The 18,176-nt window shown below is 42.6% G+C and carries 16 protein-coding genes; 3 read left to right on the top strand and 13 right to left on the bottom strand.

Going from position 1 to position 18,176, the window contains the following annotated elements:
• Positions 1-122: 122 nt before the first annotated feature.
• The 7 genes from M1L62_RS05150 to gcvT all read right to left on the bottom strand — a co-directional run bounded on the left by M1L62_RS05150 (position 123) and on the right by gcvT (position 9,503).
• Entirely contained in the window at positions 123-1,697 is a 1,575-nt protein-coding gene (locus M1L62_RS05150; RefSeq protein ID WP_254411932.1) for a hypothetical protein, read from the bottom strand.
• 57 nt (positions 1,698-1,754) lie between these two features.
• Positions 1,755-3,119, bottom strand: a complete 1,365-nt coding sequence (locus tag M1L62_RS05145) for a DoxX family protein (RefSeq protein ID WP_254411931.1) — start codon at positions 3,117-3,119, stop codon at positions 1,755-1,757.
• A gap of 37 nt (positions 3,120-3,156) precedes the next feature.
• Complete coding sequence (locus M1L62_RS05140) at positions 3,157-3,801, bottom strand: uridine kinase family protein (RefSeq protein WP_254411930.1); 645 nt, start codon at positions 3,799-3,801, stop codon at positions 3,157-3,159.
• A 63-nt stretch (positions 3,802-3,864) separates the two neighbouring features.
• Entirely contained in the window at positions 3,865-5,667 is a 1,803-nt protein-coding gene (locus M1L62_RS05135) for a PorZ beta-propeller-like domain-containing protein (RefSeq protein WP_254411929.1), read from the bottom strand.
• Positions 5,668-5,693: 26 nt separating this feature from the next.
• Entirely contained in the window at positions 5,694-7,574 is a 1,881-nt protein-coding gene (locus tag M1L62_RS05130; RefSeq protein WP_254411928.1) for a hypothetical protein, read from the bottom strand.
• Positions 7,575-7,619: 45 nt separating this feature from the next.
• The gene (locus M1L62_RS05125; protein WP_254411927.1) at positions 7,620-8,330 is read right to left on the bottom strand and encodes a 2-phosphosulfolactate phosphatase; all 711 of its coding nucleotides are present in this window, start codon (positions 8,328-8,330) and stop codon (positions 7,620-7,622) included.
• A 90-nt stretch (positions 8,331-8,420) separates the two neighbouring features.
• Positions 8,421-9,503, bottom strand: a complete 1,083-nt coding sequence (gcvT, locus tag M1L62_RS05120) for a glycine cleavage system aminomethyltransferase GcvT (RefSeq protein ID WP_254411926.1) — start codon at positions 9,501-9,503, stop codon at positions 8,421-8,423.
• Positions 9,504-9,665: 162 nt separating this feature from the next.
• Here gcvT and M1L62_RS05115 point away from each other — a divergent pair, with 162 nt between their 5' ends.
• Entirely contained in the window at positions 9,666-10,835 is a 1,170-nt protein-coding gene (locus M1L62_RS05115; RefSeq protein WP_254411925.1) for an FG-GAP repeat domain-containing protein, read from the top strand.
• Positions 10,836-10,937: 102 nt separating this feature from the next.
• On the opposite strand, the gene M1L62_RS05110 is transcribed toward M1L62_RS05115, so the two are convergent.
• The 5 genes from M1L62_RS05110 to panD all read right to left on the bottom strand — a co-directional run bounded on the left by M1L62_RS05110 (position 10,938) and on the right by panD (position 14,187).
• Positions 10,938-11,324, bottom strand: coding sequence for a DUF5618 family protein (locus M1L62_RS05110; RefSeq protein ID WP_254411924.1), 387 nt, complete (start codon positions 11,322-11,324; stop codon positions 10,938-10,940).
• A 135-nt stretch (positions 11,325-11,459) separates the two neighbouring features.
• The gene (locus M1L62_RS05105) at positions 11,460-12,140 is read right to left on the bottom strand and encodes a zinc metallopeptidase (protein WP_254411923.1); all 681 of its coding nucleotides are present in this window, start codon (positions 12,138-12,140) and stop codon (positions 11,460-11,462) included.
• 93 nt (positions 12,141-12,233) lie between these two features.
• Positions 12,234-12,719, bottom strand: a complete 486-nt coding sequence (gene rfaE2, locus M1L62_RS05100) for a D-glycero-beta-D-manno-heptose 1-phosphate adenylyltransferase (protein WP_254411922.1) — start codon at positions 12,717-12,719, stop codon at positions 12,234-12,236.
• A gap of 33 nt (positions 12,720-12,752) precedes the next feature.
• On the bottom strand, positions 12,753-13,787 hold the full coding sequence (locus tag M1L62_RS05095; protein WP_254411921.1) for a lysylphosphatidylglycerol synthase transmembrane domain-containing protein: 1,035 nt from the start codon (positions 13,785-13,787) through the stop codon (positions 12,753-12,755).
• 34 nt (positions 13,788-13,821) lie between these two features.
• Positions 13,822-14,187: an aspartate 1-decarboxylase gene (panD, locus tag M1L62_RS05090; protein ID WP_254411920.1), complete on the bottom strand. Its 366-nt coding sequence runs from the start codon at positions 14,185-14,187 to the stop codon at positions 13,822-13,824.
• 347 nt (positions 14,188-14,534) lie between these two features.
• On the opposite strand from panD, the gene M1L62_RS05085 reads away from it, so the two are divergent.
• Positions 14,535-16,004 carry a Gfo/Idh/MocA family protein gene (locus tag M1L62_RS05085; protein ID WP_254411919.1) on the top strand — a complete coding sequence of 490 codons (1,470 nt, stop codon included), beginning with the start codon at positions 14,535-14,537 and terminating at the stop codon, positions 16,002-16,004.
• A 66-nt stretch (positions 16,005-16,070) separates the two neighbouring features.
• On the opposite strand, the gene panC is transcribed toward M1L62_RS05085, so the two are convergent.
• Complete coding sequence (panC, locus tag M1L62_RS05080; protein WP_254411918.1) at positions 16,071-16,913, bottom strand: pantoate--beta-alanine ligase; 843 nt, start codon at positions 16,911-16,913, stop codon at positions 16,071-16,073.
• 225 nt (positions 16,914-17,138) lie between these two features.
• Between panC and M1L62_RS05075 the strand changes: the two genes are divergently transcribed.
• Positions 17,139-17,945, top strand: coding sequence for a glycogen/starch synthase (locus M1L62_RS05075; protein ID WP_254411917.1), 807 nt, complete (start codon positions 17,139-17,141; stop codon positions 17,943-17,945).
• The last annotated feature ends 231 nt before the right edge of the window (positions 17,946-18,176 follow it).

Genomic DNA, 18,176 nt, shown 5'->3' with positions numbered 1-18,176 from the left:
TAGTTCTTAAAGGTTAATTTTCTGCATGTTATAACAAAAATAAGCTATTTATTTAAATTGTTTGTAATATATTTATCCAATTGTGAGTATTGACGGATTTTCGTGATTAAGTAACAGAAAACTTAATATTTACCCGAGGTGATTTTATTTTTAGGTAACATATATCTTTTGCTTACTCTCGTTAGTTCTACGTAAATTGAATCTTGATTTACATCAAGACCTTTCAAAATTATTTGAGAGCCGTCGTTGGTTTTATAGCTCAATACCATACGATCCCGTATTTCCTTTCGAGGTTTGTAGGCAAACTCTCTGCTTCTTCTTGAAGACATCGCTTTGGCATCAATTTTCCTGTTTTCATCTCCGATGTTGTGCCAGGCTTTTTTGCTGATCCAGTTGGAGTCGGGATTGCTGTCGTCGTATTTTGATACTTTATTTTTTGCGGACCAGGCCAGAGGGCCTGAAGGTAAAAGATGTTTATTCTTTTCTAAAATTACTTCATATTTATCCTGCAAGTAAAGGTCGTGATTAATAGTATCAGCGAAATAATGAAATACTCTGTATCCACCACCAACGCCTGTCAGTTCATATGTACGATAGATATCCTGCATTAAGCTATTGCTTCCATTTGTTAAATCAATAGGTACAGGTTTGTTTACTCTTAAAGTCATGGTGGACCACTCTTCGAACGTGACAGATTGCCATCTTGTAGAATCGACTGGCGAGTAAGGAATTGTCAAATTATTAATCCGAAAATCGGATACTACATAATTTCCTCTTAACATTTTCACTCCCGGTGTTGACGGCTGTTTAAAGGGATCGTATTTGAAACTTACCCATTGTAACCTGGCAAGCACAAATATAAATAAAATGATCACGCCTGATTTAGCAAGTAACCGCAAATATTTCAGCCAACTATTGAAGATATTGGGATGGTAGTTGTTTGAGTAAGTTACCTTTTCCAAGATAAGTAAATGATACAATTTAGGTATATCCTTGATAAGTAAAAAGCTGGCAAATAAAACGAAATAGGCACTATAGACATGCACGCCGCCGTCGTAGGCGAGATTTACAAAGAAGATATCGGAAAGTGCGGCAAACAACAAAATAGCGCCCAAGCTGGTAGTAGATCGAAAAAGCAGCAGTATTCCCGCAAGCACTTCTACAATTCCTGCAAATATTTGATACAAAGGAACAATACCAATTGAAAGCCAATATATTTTTTGAGGGGTAAGATCGCCAAAATTTGTATTAAGAAGCCCAAGAGAAGGATAGGGCATTTGTTCAGGAAGCAGTTTTGTGAAACCAAAGGCTATGATGCCTATTGCCGCCCGATATCGAACGATAACCCTAAGAAAATAATACAGTAAGTTGTAGTTTTCGATATTTTGCTTATTTGCACAACTCACAAAAGTCCAGACTAAACCCGCGATGATTGAAACTGCCAGGGAGGTTAGCCAGGATGAAAAGCCAAATGTATGTCTGAGAATATAGGGGTCCAGGAATTTGAGACCTGATTCAAAACGTGCTGTAAAGTAGAGATCTAAAAAATGGAGATTTGTCCAGTCGATTGAAAGAACGTCCGTGTACCACTTAAGATTATTTGGAACGGAAAGGATGATGAAAAACACGAAAGCAATTCTAAATGAAATCAAGGCAGAGGTTTTCCATTCAGGATTAAGCGCATCCCGTTTTGACAAATCGAAGTCCGGATTTATGTGCATTGGAACATTTGTTTAAAATGGAGGGGCTGGGGCTTAGAGTCTAATTCCTTGGGCGCGATCAACTTTTTGCGATTCGTAAAGCAGATATTTTTTATTGATTTTGTTTAATTGGACAAATATGCTGTCGCCGTCTGTATTCAGATATGAAATTTTTATTTGTGATGGATTTACAATATCATAATGCCACAACATGATATCATGTTCATAGTGTCTGTTACGGTTTGAAACGAGAAGCGTGCGTTTAAGAGTGTCTGCTTCGTACTGATAATAACGTCTGCCTCCCGAACCGGCGAATTCATAATTGCGGTTCTTGTTAAGTTTTGGTATTGAATCAAGATACGTTGAATCAATCACTGAATCGACAATTGTACCGATGCTTACACTGGGCCATTTTTCGAAAACGACATTATTCCAGCGAATCGTGTCGGTTAGGGAATAAGGATGTTTGTAACCGTTAACCCGAAATTCTTTGACGTCATAAAAACCTGTCAAAGCTGCTAAACCGGCAGAGTTTGGATATTGGTATCCTACCCGTGCTACTGTTATTTTTAACCCGTAAAAGAATATGAAGAAAAATATGAAAACAGATTTTAAAAAAAAACGTGAATATTTTTGCCAGTTTTTTGTGAGGTTTAGCCTTAATAAACCTGGTTGTACACGTACTGAAGATGTTAGCAAAGTAAGGATTCGGGGAGCATCATAACAAAGTAAAAAAGAGGCTAGGATAAGCAGGTACAACGCGTAAGCTGATTCATTTCCTTCGTAGGCCAGGTTTGTAATGAATACATTGCCAGTAAATAAAATGATAAGTATACACCCCAGGGGAACTGTTTTTCGGTTAAGTAATAACAAGGCGGCAATAATCTCAATCAAACCCAGTAGGGACTCATATTTCGGTACGATTCCTAAGCTCATTGACAAAAGTTTCCAAGCGGTGAAGTCGCCGTAACTGGTATTTAGATTGCTTATGGAGGGGTCCGGAAATTGTATTGGAATTAATTTAATAAAGCCATATGCGATTAGGGCTGCAGCAAGGCGGTACCGAAGTACTACTCTCAGCCAGTAGTAGAGATTATTGTACTCTAATCTTTTATCTAAAAAACTCCATATCAAATCTCCTGCCAATAGGATTGATATGAGGATCAGCCAATTTGATTGTTTATCTGAGTCAAATAAAAATCTGGGATAATAATGGGAGATGTTAAAAATGTCTTCATAACCTATTGAAGATATTTTTAACATCCGCAGCATTTTTAAATAATAAGGATCAATTGGTAGAATCTGAAGGCAAAAAAATAAAAACAGTATTCTGAATGCACTTTTTTCAAATTTTGTCCAACGGGTAGTGACATTCGAGTCACAAACTTTGAGACCAGTAAGAAAGTCAAGATAAGCCATCCTATTTTTGTTTATTGATCCAAATACTTTTCGATGGTTAAGGTCTGGATCTCTCCGCCAACTTCCTTTTCAAAAATCCAACCAGCACATCCAGACCTGTATCGAAACGTGTGTTGTTGTTGATGATCATGTCTGCTTCTGAACGGAGGGGTAGTATGTATTTGTCATAAGTCGGGGCAACGTGGTGCTCCCAACGGTACAGGACGTCATCAAGATCATAACCCCGCTCGTTGTTATCACGGATGATGCGACGTTTTATTTTGACGTGTTCCTTCGCATCTACAAAAATTTTCAGGTCGATAAGGCGGGCGATATCCGGAAAATATAACACGAAAATCCCTTCGACGATGATAATCGGACGTGGTTCAAAAACCAGTATTTCCGGCTTGATCAGCGGATTGTTGAATGTATATTCTTTTTGCTGTACTTCACGGCCGGCACGTAAAACGGCTATATGCTCTGCAAAAAGGTGATGGTCGATGGTTTCGGGGAGGTCAAAGTTTTCTACACCGTTTTCATCTCTTGGTATTTCGTGAATCGGGCGGTAATAGTTATCCTGTGAAATGCGGCAGACATCTTCCGGCCTGAAAGAGTCGATCAGACATTTCATGAAAAAAGTTTTGCCAGAGGCGCTGCCGCCGGTTATGCCAATGATATAAGGTTGGTTTTCGTGGGATATCATTTCGTTTTTGATTTTCGGACCTGTCAGAAGACGTCCGTTATTTTACAATTTAGTTAGGGAAAATTAGTTGATGATGGCAAATTTCCCGGCAGTTTTCTCACGTCTGTCGGAAGATACAATGATTATTAAATAAATACCTCCTTTGGCTCTTCTGCCCGTGTAGTCATTCAGATTCCAGGATGCGGTTCCACCTTGTGAGCGGGTTTCGTAAACCAGGCGCCCGGAAAGATCAATTATTTTTACAACGGCGTCATCTGTCAGGCCTTTGATACCCAGATTTCCTTCATAACCTGGCCGGACAGGATTGGGGAAAATGGTAATGGCTGAAAGATTTTCCTGTGCCGTGGTTGCATCACTCCGATAAGAAACCATGCCGTTTGGTGTATCGGCAAACAGCAAGCCTGTTTCATTTTCAAAGAGCAGATCCCTGACCTGGTTTGACGGAAGCGGGCTATTGTCGATATTGAATTCTTTTATAAGTTCAGTTCCGTCGGCAGTAAACTGAAATAATCCGTTGTTGGTTGCGATCCATTTTCGGTTACCTGGCTCGATGGCTATGGCGTTACAACGTTCATTTGAAAAAAGCTTTCGTTGACCGTAGACAGGCAATATCGCGTCTTGCCGGGAGCCGGTTAATATCTCATCCGGATAAAAATATCCCACACCACGGTCGCTTGCAAACCAGATGAATCCGTCCGTATCGATCGCCAGGCTGTTGATTGCAGACGAAGGTAGTCCTCCGTTTCCGGCTGCTACGGAAAGAATACGTTGCTGATTGTTATTCGGATTTTTTACTGAAATACCTCCGCCCAGATAGGTAGGTAGCCGTGTCCAGACAAGGCCATTGAAATCTGTGATGACAGAATCTTTTTTTATCGTAATGGTCGTATCTCCCTGGGTTGGGCTGTAAGACTTAAACGCGCCGTCTTTGTTGCTTAATAAACCCTGCTGAGCATCTGCCGTCCAGAAAAATGTGTTATAAATTATGGACTCCCGCAAAGAACGGAAAATGGGATTTTCATAGACATCGGGTTTGTCTTTACCTAAAACCAGAATTCTGTTTGACAAAGTTGCCATATTTCGCGAAAACGAGCTGCTGGAGCTACCGGAAGCATAGATTAAATCCCACATCCCGTTATTCTTTTTGAAGATTCCCTGGCCGCCAAAACCTGCATACAAACCATTATTCTGATAGGAAATCGAGATGGCTTTGAAAGGCGTTGGGATGGTTTTCCAATTGGCAAAATATTGGCGATTGATATTGGAATTCAGCGAAGTGCCTAATAGCCCCTGTGAAGTCGCAGCAAAAAGAGAATCAGAGGTGAAAGTCATGTCCGTGACCTGGACTTCGGCGCCACCAGGACCGATATACCGGTAAGTTTCCACAACTTCCCGCAATTTGGGATTAACCACAACGATCCCAAAATTGGTACTCAAATACGCTTTTTGATCTTTAAAAAGCACTTTGCTGATCCGTTTTATTTCAGGCAAATCAGTCGCATTTTGTAAAAAAGGCCAGCTGATTATTTCCTCCGGCTGAGCTTTGTCATCTAAATATACCAGATCCACATTTCCGTTGCGATAGGCAAGCAGGAGAAGATTTTCTGTTGAATCATAAGCCATACTGCTGATCCCGACGTCACTCAGGCCATTGGCTTTTGAATAAACAATAACCTTGTCGTCGGTGGGATTGATGCTGAAAAGTCCGTTGTAGGACGAACAGAAAAGTCTGTTTTTTGCTTCAACAATATGCAGGGCAGACTTGTAGCTGAAATGAGATTGCCATTGTCCCAAAGCGATATCCTGGGCGCGCACATAAGTTTTTAGTGAACCCAAAAGCAAAAGCAGTATAAAAGTGCGTATCATCCCGCTTTTCCTTTTGGATTGAAAAATTACTTATCAACAGTTACAATAGCTGAACCCGTACCAATACCGGTTCCACAGCCACTTTTCAGTGCGCTTATGGTGTACTCGGTGGTTGCAGTCGGAGAAACCGTGATCAGGTATGGATTCAGGAAAGTTCCGTTAACAGCAGTTCCGTCGGACAGCGTAAATGACCACGGTGGCAGCCCGTTTTTGAATTTCAGCGTGATCCGTGTTGATCTGCCTCCGGTAATGAATGCTTTGCCGGAAACCTCGCCAACGGCTTTATTATTGGCAATCACTCTGATTTCCTCCTCTTTGCTGGATACAGCCGGGGACGATGAAATAATCCGGATTTTCTGTGCTCTTACAGTATCGCCGGGAGCCACGGCCGCAGTTACTTTCGCTGTAAATGTAGTAGGTGTTACGGTTGTTGGCAGGTCAACGAACCTTCCGGTTTTGTCGGTAATCTGCACGACAAATCGGTTGGTAGAAGAATATCTCCCCGCAGTTTTATAGGGTATTTCAATACTGCTTCCCGCACAAACCATGGATTGCGGCAATTTTTCCATCGTGATACTGGCTGGCGGTGTAGTGACAGTCACTCTCGCACGTCCCGAAAACTTACCCACACCGCAAAGTCCGCCGGCAGATGAAATCTGGTAATTGGTATCGTTGTATGGCTTCACACTAATTTTGTGGGGTGAGTCCATGATATTGTTTTCGTAAGTTCCATCGGACAACATCACAAACCATGGGCCGCCGCCCTCAAAACGAACGGATAATTCGCCAGTACCGTTTTCCGGAAGGTGAAGCGAATCTCTTTGCAAAGTTGCCACCGTTGGCGCAGCGATGCTGATGTTAGCCGTTTGACTGATCAGATAAGGAGCTGATGACATCACACGCAAGCGATAGTCACCCGGCTTGTAGGTATTTGGAATTTGCGTGGTGATATATCCTGTCGTATCAGGGGATGAAATTGTCTTAAATGCACCGGTACGATCTGCGATCTGAACAACAAAACGGTTTCCTGCTTTGAATTTTCCCGTCGCACTAAATGGTACCTGAAACGGAAGCCCGGAACAAACACGGACCAGTTTATCCACTTCTTTCAGTTCAAGCTTAGGTTCAGGATTGTCGTCAACATTGATAATCGGTTCTCCGGAAGTTGTTCCACTGCCGCAGGCATTAGAAACGCCCACTATACTATAAGCCTGTACATGTTTCGGTCTGACAGTCAGATAATGGGGATTGGATAAGGTCTGATAAACAATCGTGCTGTCAGACAAGCGGAATGACCAGGGCGCAGTGCCCTGTAAATTAACTCTGAGCTGCACTTCGTGACCCGGCATAACACGAACAGCCTGCGTGCCGTCAATGATCTCTATTCGCGCCGTTGGTGTTTGCAATAGGCGTATAGGTACTTCCTGGCTTTTGATGACCGGGATTGTACTCAGAACCTGTATTTTGTAAACCTCGCCTCCGATTTTATAGGATGGGATTACTGCCTTTATCGGGCCGCCTTTTGTTGGCAATGAAATAGGAATGGATTTCCCGGACGGATCGATCAGATGCACGATAAAGTTATTGTCTGCATCAAAGGGACCTTCGGTGGCGAAAGGAACGGTTATCGTTGTTCCCGGGCAAACCGACAGGTAAGATAGGTCGCCGGTAATGATTTTATAGGTATAAACGGTATCTCCGTTTGCTTTTGCGGCTTTCAAAAGCTGTTCTTCTGCTTCTTTTTCTGATAATGTGTCGGCAACTACCTCGTTAGATTTTTGACCTTTCTTTTTCACAGGATTGGTTAAAGTGCTATCGGATTGTGGCTCCGACGGGACTTCCTGGGCAGCAACCCATGTTGTGCTCAAAAACAAACCAAGAAAAGCAATGATGAAGAATTTTGACATGAATAGTTGTTCAGACTTATTGATTAACAAAAAAACAGGGAACAGTTAGTGCATAGCTACCAGCGTGGTTCCCCTTAAAACCGGCACAACGTCATAAAGATCGGTTTGCAGGCAATATGCGATATCTTTTTGAATGCCAAGACGCTGCAATCTCCTTACGTGTGATGAATTTGAAACTGCCGCAAGCAGATTTTCCCGACTTTGGTTATAAAGTCTTTGCGCCATCAGCGTTCCATCTTCCCTTAACATAAACTGATCTTTTAATGCGTCTGCCAGCGCGCCCGCAAACAGCGTATCTTCCAGGTTTGGTCTGCCTTTCCAGCCGGCACAAAGAACCAAAACGTCGTACTGCTCTGATCTTAAATGATTAGCCAATGCACCCAGATTTAGAAAAGCACCGACCATCACTTTGACGGCAGATGCCCTGGCTTTTGCAATGGATAACGTACCATTGGTCGTCGTCATTGCAATTTCGGAGCCAATTAATCGCTCGTTCATATAGCTGAACGGAGAATTGTCAAGGTCAAAGCCCTCTACTTTGTGCGCATCACGCTCGGCGGCAGCTATAAATCCTCTGTCCTGCAACAGTTTACATTCTTCGACAGTGGCAACAGGCGTGATACTTTTTACGCCGTAGGCAAGGCCCGTAACCATACAGGAAGTAGCGCGGAAAATATCGGCTACCACAACAATAGAATTATCAAGTTTATGTAAGTGGAGTAAATCAGGCGTCAGGCAAACATCCAGGTGTTTCATATGAAAGACAATGCAGGAATTTTTTGTATTAAGAATATTGAGAAAAATAGCTGATTAACAGGCGGAAACTGTTAATCAGCTAACACTATATCAGCCTTTTACGAAAGGTAATTTTACAACTTTCGCTTTCAAAAGGCGGTCTCTCACCTTTACAAAAACTTCTGTTTCCGGCTTGCTGTAAGCAGTGGGAACATAACCCAAACCAATACCTTTTTGCAATGTCGGCGATTGTGTTCCCGAAGTAACGTCACCGAGCTTGTTGCCCTCTGCGTCGCATAGTTCATAATGTCCGCGTGGAATTCCACGATCGATCATTTCAAAACCTACCAGTTTATTTTTCAAACCGGCGTCTTTCTGCGTTTTCAAATCGGTAGAATTGATAAAATCTTTCGTGAATTTCGTCACCCAGCCTAAGCCAGCTTCCAGGGGTGAAGTTTTGTCATCGATGTCATTGCCATAAAGACAGAAACCTTTTTCAAGACGCAGGGTATCACGTGCACCCAGCCCAACTGGTTGGATATCAAATTCTTTTCCCGCTTCAAAAATGGCATCCCACATTTTATGGGCATCTTCTTTTTGTATATAAATTTCAAATCCGCCCGCACCGGTATATCCCGTGGCAGAAATAATTACATTGTCAATACCCGCCATCGTGCCAACCTGAAATGTATAGTATTCCATTGCTGCCAGATCAACCGATGTTATTTTTTGCAAAGTAGCCGTGGCATTGGGGCCTTGTACAGCCAAAAGACACAGATCGTCAGAAAGGTTTTTCATTTCCACACCTTCTGTGTTGTGGCTCTGGATCCAGTTCCAGTCTTTTTCAATATTGGATGCGTTCACAACCAGCAGGTATTCTTCCGCATTGTAACGGTAAACCAGTAAATCGTCAACCACGCCGCCGTCTGCATTGGGCAGATAGCTGTATTGTACTTTTCCGTCAAACAATACCGAAGCATCATTCGCCGAAACTTTTTGTATAAGATCCAGTGCCTTTTGGCCTTTAACGCTGAATTCTCCCATATGGGAAACATCGAAAACACCTACATTGTTGCGGACCGTGTGATGTTCTTCCATATCCGAAGAATAACGTACTGGCATCTCAAAACCTGCAAAGGGTACTATTTTGGCACCTAATTGAACATGGACCTGATGTAGGGGAACAGTTTTCATAAAATGGTTTTTGGTTCTCTTTAAACTACAAAAGTATGAAAAGCAGAACAAAGCGACGCAAAAATGTATGTTTTGAAATGTGGCTAACGGCCTTTTTGAAGTATATTGTGAAAAAGTAGTCTTAATAGACTTCTTTTGAAGTGAAAATTGAAAATTTAATCTATGAAAAAACAAATATTATCCGGCGTCTTTCTTTTGCTATTCCACCTGGAAACCAGTGCGCAAACGGCAACTTTTAAAGGTGAGGTAATTGATGACCAGATCAGCATCGGCTATGGAGTGACGACAGGAGATGTTGATGGGGATGGAAAACCGGATATCCTGCTGGCGGATAAAAAGGAGATTGTCTGGTACAAAAATCCGGGAGAGAAGACAGGAAAATGGATCCGTTATGTGATTGCAAAAGATCTTACCGAGCAGGATAATGTGTGTATCGCTGCCCGTGATATTGATGGGGATGGGAAAGTAGAGGTAGCGGTTGGTGCGCAATGGAATCCTTCCGAAACGAAAAATAGTAAACAATCAGGTGCGGTATTCTATTTGGCACCCGGCGATAACCGTACTGAATTATGGCAGCCGGTCCGGCTGCATCATGAGGTTACGATACACAGAATGCACTGGGTGAAAAAAACGGATGAAACTTTTCAGCTTGTCGTGTTGCCATTGCATGGCGAAGGCAATGCGAATGGCGTTGGCGCGGGAGTAAAAATGATTGCTTTTGATGTTCCTGAAAACAGAAAAGGGCTTTGGGGGTATGATCTGGTGGAAACCGATATGCACATGACGCATAATTTTCAGCCGATGGAAGTACCGGGCCGTTTTGCTGGTCTGGCCGTAGGGAGTAAAGAAGGGGTGCAGGTATTCCTGAATGGGGTAGACGGCTGGGCTCCATCCGGAAACTGGATGGTACCGGGACAGGGTGTAGGAGAAATCAGAATGGGGACTTTGGGTAAAAATCAACTTTTTTCAGCCACAGTCGAACCAATGCATGGAAATTCTCTGGTTGTTTATTCAAAAGATAACCGTACTGTTTTGACAGATAAAATGAAAGAGGGGCACGCACTGGCTTGTGCCGATTTTTTTGGTCAGGGTCGTGATCAGATTGTCGTGGGCTGGCGTAACCCGAATGTGGCAGATATTATGGGTGTTCGGATGTTTGTCGGTATGGATGCGGAGGGTAAAAAATGGCAGGAATATTCTCTGGACGATAAGATCAAAATTGCCTGTGAAGATCTGACCGTTTCAGATCTCGATGGCGATGGAGATCTGGATGTCGTTGCTTCCGGGCGTTCTACACATAATGTTGTGATTTATTGGAATCAGAGTAAATAAGTCAAAGAATGAGATAGGGCAGAGGTTTGAGAGAAATTTAAAAAGAAGTGAAGTTTTCAAAACGGGGACGCTCAGTCTTGACTTTTCTGGATCTTGGGCAAATTAGGCAACCGCTTTTGCCATTTTTTGTTCTGTCCAGTTAATAATATTTTCAGCTTCCTGAAGGCCAATGATAATCACTTTTGCATTTTGCACGCCATCATAACCCATGGAGAGATGGAGTATTTCGTAAACATCGGCGAATGAACCGGTAATTTTCTTATCGATCCGGGCTAGTTCCACCTGATACCATTCCACGCTTTTTCTTGCATTCTTTTTCTTATTGCCAAACAACGCATCCAAGGCTAGCAACACACCTGTATAAGCGGTATGCCCAGCCATTTTGATGTATTTTTTATCCTGATAACGTCCATCTTCTTTTCGCGCCTTTTCACTTAATATTTCTTTGGCGTTGGCTAAATGACGGCGTGCTTCTGATATTGAATCCATAGCGTGGTGATTTTGATAAATAATTTCCTGATTGAAAGTTGATGAACTCTTATCAAAGATAGCTAACAAAAAAGAGAAGTCAGCTTTCAAAAAGCTGACTTCTCTGTATATTCCACATTCGATTAAAATCGACTATTAATCCCTTCTTCCCAACAAAATGCTTACGTAATAAAGCAAAGTTGCCAGAGAACCGATTGCTGCCACCAGATAAGTTCTGGCTGCCCATTTAAGAGCGTCTGCGGCCATGATGTATTCTCTTTCGTTCACGACTCTGTTTTTCTGAATCCAGGCCAGTGCCCTGTTGCTCGCATCATATTCCACCGGAAGCGTGATAAAGCTGAACAGTGTTGTTGCAGCAAAAAGCGCTACACCAATAGCTAAGGGGATCGGCGTGGTTTGCAGTAACAAGATTCCACCCAAAATAATCCACTGCATATAACTCGACGAAAGACTTAGAAACGGAACCATCTGGGACCTGAATTTCAGCCACTGATATGCCGTTGCATGCTGAACCGCGTGACCGCATTCGTGAGATGCCACAGCAGCTGCCGAAACACTCCGTCCATGAAATACATCAGGGCTCAGGTTTACTGTTTTGTCCTGTGGGTTGTAGTGGTCCGTCAGCTGGCCTTCAACAGAAACAACGCGGACATCGTAAATACCACTATCTCTAAGCATTTTCTCAGCGATCTCACGACCACTCATGCCATTGCTTAGCCCAACTTGCGAATATTCTTCAAATTTACTCTTCAGACGCCATTGCACATAAAAGCTAATGGCCATGACAATTATACCAATTAAATAAGCACCAGCCATATTTTCTCTTTTAGTTTTGTTACGAAAAATTAATCTTTCATTAAAAAAATGAGAGGCAAATGTCAGCTACTTAGATCCGAAGATATACTTGCCCTAATATCCCTTTTTTATCTTCTCAATAAGCGCTGAGGTTGAATAACCTTTTACCAAAGCTATCGTTTTTACCTCACCTCCTAAACTAAGAACAAAATCTGCGCCAGCAATAGTTTCCACTGTATAATCGTCACCTTTTACCAAAATGTCAGGTTTTAGCGCCTCAATTAGCTGACTCGGGGTAGGTTCATCGAACAAAATGACAGCATCCACAAAAGATAAGGCTGCCATCAAACGTGCTCTCGCATATTCATTAACAACCGGGCGAAGCGGACCTTTCAGCCGGCTTACCGATGCATCGGTATTCAGGCCGAGTACAAGACGTCCGCCGAGCGCGTGTGCCTTTTCCAGGTAGTCGATATGGCCCAAATGTACAATATCAAAACAGCCATTGGTAAACACCACTTTCTGTCCGGCTCTTTGCCAGTCTTCAATTAAAGTTTTTGCTTCTTCTACGCGTAAAATTTTACTTTCTGTTGCATTCATTCTTGAAAAGGGATATTAGGATGTATGAAGGATTTAGTTATTCGTTGTTGCCACGGCCGGTTCATCAGCCGTTTTATTCTGGATCAAAACATAAAGAAACGCCAGAGCACCTACCACCAGCATAAACAACATCTGTGTTCCGTGGATGAAGGTTGCCAGGGTTATGCCGTCTTTTTGCGTAAGTCCGTATAAAACCATAACGCTGCCCACCAGCAGGTGATAAGCGCCGATTCCACCCTGTGTTGGCGCCGTCATGCCGATCGAACCTACAACGAGCAATGTTAGCCCTGCAAGTAATCCAAGCTGTGAGGTTTCCGGTATACAGAAAAACAAAACGTAAGAAACCAGATAATAACAGATCCAGATGATCGCCGTACTCAGGAAAAACATGCCCGGATTTTTGAGTTTCCGTACACTTAACAATCCTTCAAGCATCCCTTTCAGAAACCCTGCAATTTTTTGAATAATCGGGTTTTGCAATAACTTATTTTTTATTGAATCGCTTCTTAAAATCACGACCGCTGCTACAATAAGTCCCAGAAATATAATGCCTGCGACGATCAGCAAGGCACTTGGTCCGGAATCTGCTGATCCGTTGCCCTGAATTTTACTTTGAAAAATATCGGTAAAAAAGCTGCTCAATCGATCGAATTCCAGAATGAAGTTCAGCCCTATTAGCCCCAAAAGAATGATCACGTCAAAAATGCGCTCAGCAACTACCGTCCCGAAACTCAGATTTACAGGGATTTTTTCAAGTCTGTATAGCGTTCCGCAACGGGTTACTTCGCCCATACGGGGCACGATATAATTGGCAAAATAACCTGTCAGTACAGAAACAGAACTATTCAGTAACCCCGGTTTATAACCGAGCGGCTCCATAAGCATGCCCCACCTCCATGCTCTGGTAACGTGAGCGCAGAGTAAAAGAAAACATGAAAGTGCGATCCAACGCCAATCTGCCTGGGCAAACCTGGAAAGCATATCAGCCAGATCGATATCCTTGAATACAAACCAGATCAGACCACCCGCCAGTCCAAGCGAGATAATGTAGCGAAGAGCACTTTTCATAAAATCAGAATATTGATGAGTAATAAGATTTGTATTAACCTCTGGCTGTCACGCTGATCACCTGATTGTTTTGGTCAGGAAATACAACCATCGGTTTGAAAGTTTTTGCTTCTTCCGGTGTCATGCTGGCATAAGAAATAATAATGACGATATCGCCAATCGCTACTTTTCTTGCTGCGGCACCGTTCAGGCAAATCATTCCTGATTTACGTTCTCCTTTGATCACGTACGTCACAAACCTCTCTCCGTTGTTGTTGTTAACGATGTGTACCTGCTCATTTTCAATTAAACCTGAGGCATCCATCAAATCTTCGTCAATAGTGATACTTCCAATGTAATTCAATTCCGCCTGAGTCACCTTCACCCGGTGAATCTTCGATTTCATTAATGTTATTTGCATTACTCAGCTAGATGAGTGAATATTAATATAATATACATACCAATCCTGCAAAGTTACAGGAATTATACGACGCCTTCAAAACATCGGGCTATTCGGGGTAGTTCCAATTTTTCCTATGCACGATTTCGACCTTCATTTACAGCGGTTAAACGTAGAAAAAATCAGGGTTAGTGAACAGATAATCTGAATGATAAGTCGGCCGCAGAATCTTAATCATCAATTAATGAAAACGGGTGCGACAATATATCCGAACATCATTATATTTAAGCCCAGATTAATTCAATTAAGTATGAATGAGTCTGACTGCGCTTTTGATTATTATTAATCTATTTTAAGACCAAAACCCGATGAGTACAGAGAATAAACCAAACGGTGTCACGCGTCGTGACTTTCTTCAGAAAACTACCGCGGCGGCAGTGGGAAGTTTCTTTATTGTTCCCAGAAATGTTCTGGGTAAAGGATTTATTGCACCTAGCGACAAGCTGAATATTGCCGGTATAGGTGTGGGAGGGAAAGGATTTTCAGATACCAATAATGCATGGAATAAAGGAGCGGAAAATCTGGTAGCACTTTGCGATGTGGACTGGGGGCAGGCTAAAAAGAATTTTGAATTACATCCAACTGCCAAGAAATACAAGGATTTCAGACGCATGTTTGATGAAATGGATAAAGATATAGATGCTGTTACGGTTTCTACGACGGACCATATGCACGCCATTATTGCCATGGCTGCCATGCAAAGAGGGAAACACGTTTATGTGCAGAAGCCTTTAACCCACGACATCTACGAGGCACGTATGCTTACCGAAGCTGCCAGAAAGTATAAGGTGGTGACGCAAATGGGAAACCAGGGCGCATCCAACCCTGCGCAGGTTCAGATGAAGGAATGGTTTAGTAAAGGTTTGATCGGTAATGTGCATGAGGCGCATGTGTGGACGAACCGTCCGGTTTGGCCGCAGGGTATTCCGGTGCCGGTTGGAAAAATGCCAACACCGGAAGAGCTTGACTGGGATCTTTGGGTAGGTTCTGCTGACTGGGTGGATTACAACCCGGCATGGCACCCATTCAAATGGCGCGGCTGGTGGAACTTCGGTACTGGTGCTTTGGGCGATATGGGCTGTCACTTGATTGACCCCGCTTTCAGAACATTGGGACTTGGTTATCCGACCGAACTTGAATGCAGTGTAGGAACAGTATTTATCAAAGACTGGACACCGGAGTATATCCCGGAAGGTTGCCCTCCGTCGTCACGTGTTCAGCTGAAATTCCCAGCCAATAAGATTAATAAATCGGAAGTTACCTTAACCTGGCATGATGGCGGACTACGTCCATTCCACCCGGATTTGATTCCGGCAAACGATCCGCTTGGGGAGCCTGACAGCAGCAACGGTGTTTTGCTTATCGGTGAAAAAGGTGTGATGACTTGTGGTACCTATGGAAAAGCTCCAAAAGTATACCTGAAAAATGGTACCAAACTGGAATATAAAGAGGGGGATTTTGGTAACAAATATACGCCAATGCCTGAGTTTGGACACCATGTTTCATGGTCTGACGCTTGTAAGGCTGGTTATCAAAGTAAGGAGCACAAAGCCTTGACTTCGTCGTTTGACTATGCCGGGCCGCTTACGGAGACAGTTATTATGGGTAACCTCGGTATCCGCAGTTATAACCTTCGTGCTGCCAGAGCCGATGGAAAAGGTTTTGATTATCCGGGACGCAAGAAATTGCTGTGGGATGGAAAAAATATGAAGGTTACGAACTTCGACGAGGCGAATCAGTTTGTGAAACGTACTTATCGTGGTGACTGGAAATTGTAATAATCACATTTCATATTCAATGCAAAAGGCCTCGGATCCGAGGCCTTTTGCATTGAATATGAATATCTAAAATATGATGTTATCAATTAACCTCACGGGACCCAGAAAAGCGGCGATACAAAGCGCAGTAGTGCCGGCAGCGCCGAGACTATGTATGGGTTGCAGTGATTCGATATTGACAATCTCAAAATAATCGAGCTCAAAGCCGGCCATGGCATGAAATTCGATCCTGACAGATTCCTTTACTTCTTCGGTATCATCTCCGGAAATCAGCTTTTCTTTGGCGTCCATCAGGATTTTGTAGATGATCGGGCCATGTGTGCGCTCTTCCTGACTCAGACGGCGGTTACGTGACGACATCGCAAGCCCGTCTTTCTCCCGCACAGTGGGACAAATAACCAGTTCCAGGTTGAATGATAAATCCGCTACCAGCCTTTTTACCACAGTAACCTGTTGCAGGTCTTTTTGGCCAAAATAGGCCTTGTTAGGCTGCACGATATTGAAGAGCTTGGAAACCACGACCCCAACTCCATTGAAATGGCCCGGGCGGGAAGCGCCTTCCATAACGGTTTCGATCAAACCAAAATTAATGGTAAGTGTCGTCGGCTCCGGATACATTTCTGCCACAGACGGCGCAAATACCACCGAGCAACCCGCTTCTTCAAGCATTGCGCAATCGTTTTCAAGCGTTCTGGGATATTTTGCCAGGTCTTCCGGGTTGTTGAACTGGGTAGGATTTACAAAGATGCTTGCGACGGTTATATCGTTTTGCTGTTTTGCTGTGTCTACCAGTGAGATATGTCCTTCATGCAACGCTCCCATGGTAGGGATCAGTCCGACTGTCTTGTTTTCGAGACGCTGATGAAAAAGAAAATTTTTTAAGCTATGAATTGAAGTAAAAACTTCCATGAAAAGTGTTATATATAGGAAGGTGCAGGATCAATACAAACACAACATGTTTTGTAGTTCGTATTCTGGGTTAATCCGGCCTGTTCGCTGGGGTTTCTGAAATATTTGGCATAGATATGCCCAAACTCTGCGCAATATTACAATTAGTTTTGAATTTCTATTGAAAATGCAGATTTTTTTATGTAATTTTGCAAAACTTTTTTTCACAAACTGCTTTAAATATCTATGGACAAACTACGAATTTTGTATGTAGCCAGTGAAATCAATCCTTTTCTCCAGACCACAGATGTTGCCGATTATGTAAGAAGACTTCCGCAAGCAATGCAGGAGCGCGGGGCAGAGATAAGAATTTTGGTACCTCGATTTGGTCTAATCAATGAGCGTAAAAACAGGCTTCACGAAGTAGTTCGATTGTCAGGAATTAATATCACGGTTGGTGATGAAGAAAAACCACTAATTATTAAGGTTGCTTCCATCCCAAACGCAAAGCTTCAGGTTTATTTTATAGATAACGATGACTATTTTCACCGTAAATCGGTATTCTTCGATAAGGAGAACAACTTTTACGATGATAATGACGAACGCGCGATTTTCTTTTGCAAAGGTGTTTTAGAAACAGTTAAGAAACTTGGTTGGGCTCCTGATGTTGTACATTGCAACGACTGGATGACAGCGCTTATCCCATTGTACCTTAAAACAACTTATCGTAACGATCCAATGTTTAAGGATACGAAAAGTGTGTTTACTGTTCATAATAACGCTTTTGACTACAAATTTGACGCAGATTTACAGAGCAAGGCAAAAGCAATGGATGTGAGTGATGAAGCTTTATCACATCTTCATTCAGCAGATTTTGAAGGTTTTGTTAAAATCGGTTGTGCTTATGCAGACGCAGTTGTAAAAGCTGAGGAGCATTGCAGCGAAAGTCTTAACCAGATTTTCAATGACGCACCGAAGCGTGTAGAACTTGACGAAGAGGAAGAAAAATTCTCTGAGTCATATTACAATCTGTATACTGATTTAATGAGTTAAGATTTTTAAATAGATGAAAAAGCGGCGACCAGATTCTGGTCGCCGCTTTTTTTTGTGCCTTATGATTTTGCTTCGCTGATCCGCGGTATTGATACCGGTAAATTTCCAGAACGTCATGAAATGATCCTATCTTTCTTTTTTAATATTTTTTAATATGTAAAGGCTTCATAATGAATATACTAGGGTGTGTTCGAGCACTCTCTGAAAATTGGATAATTTTTAGTATTTTGT

The sequence above is a fragment of the Dyadobacter diqingensis genome, from assembly GCF_024220585.1.
Classification (GTDB): domain Bacteria; phylum Bacteroidota; class Bacteroidia; order Cytophagales; family Spirosomataceae; genus Dyadobacter; species Dyadobacter diqingensis.
This window is presented reverse-complemented; position numbering and strand designations above follow the sequence as displayed.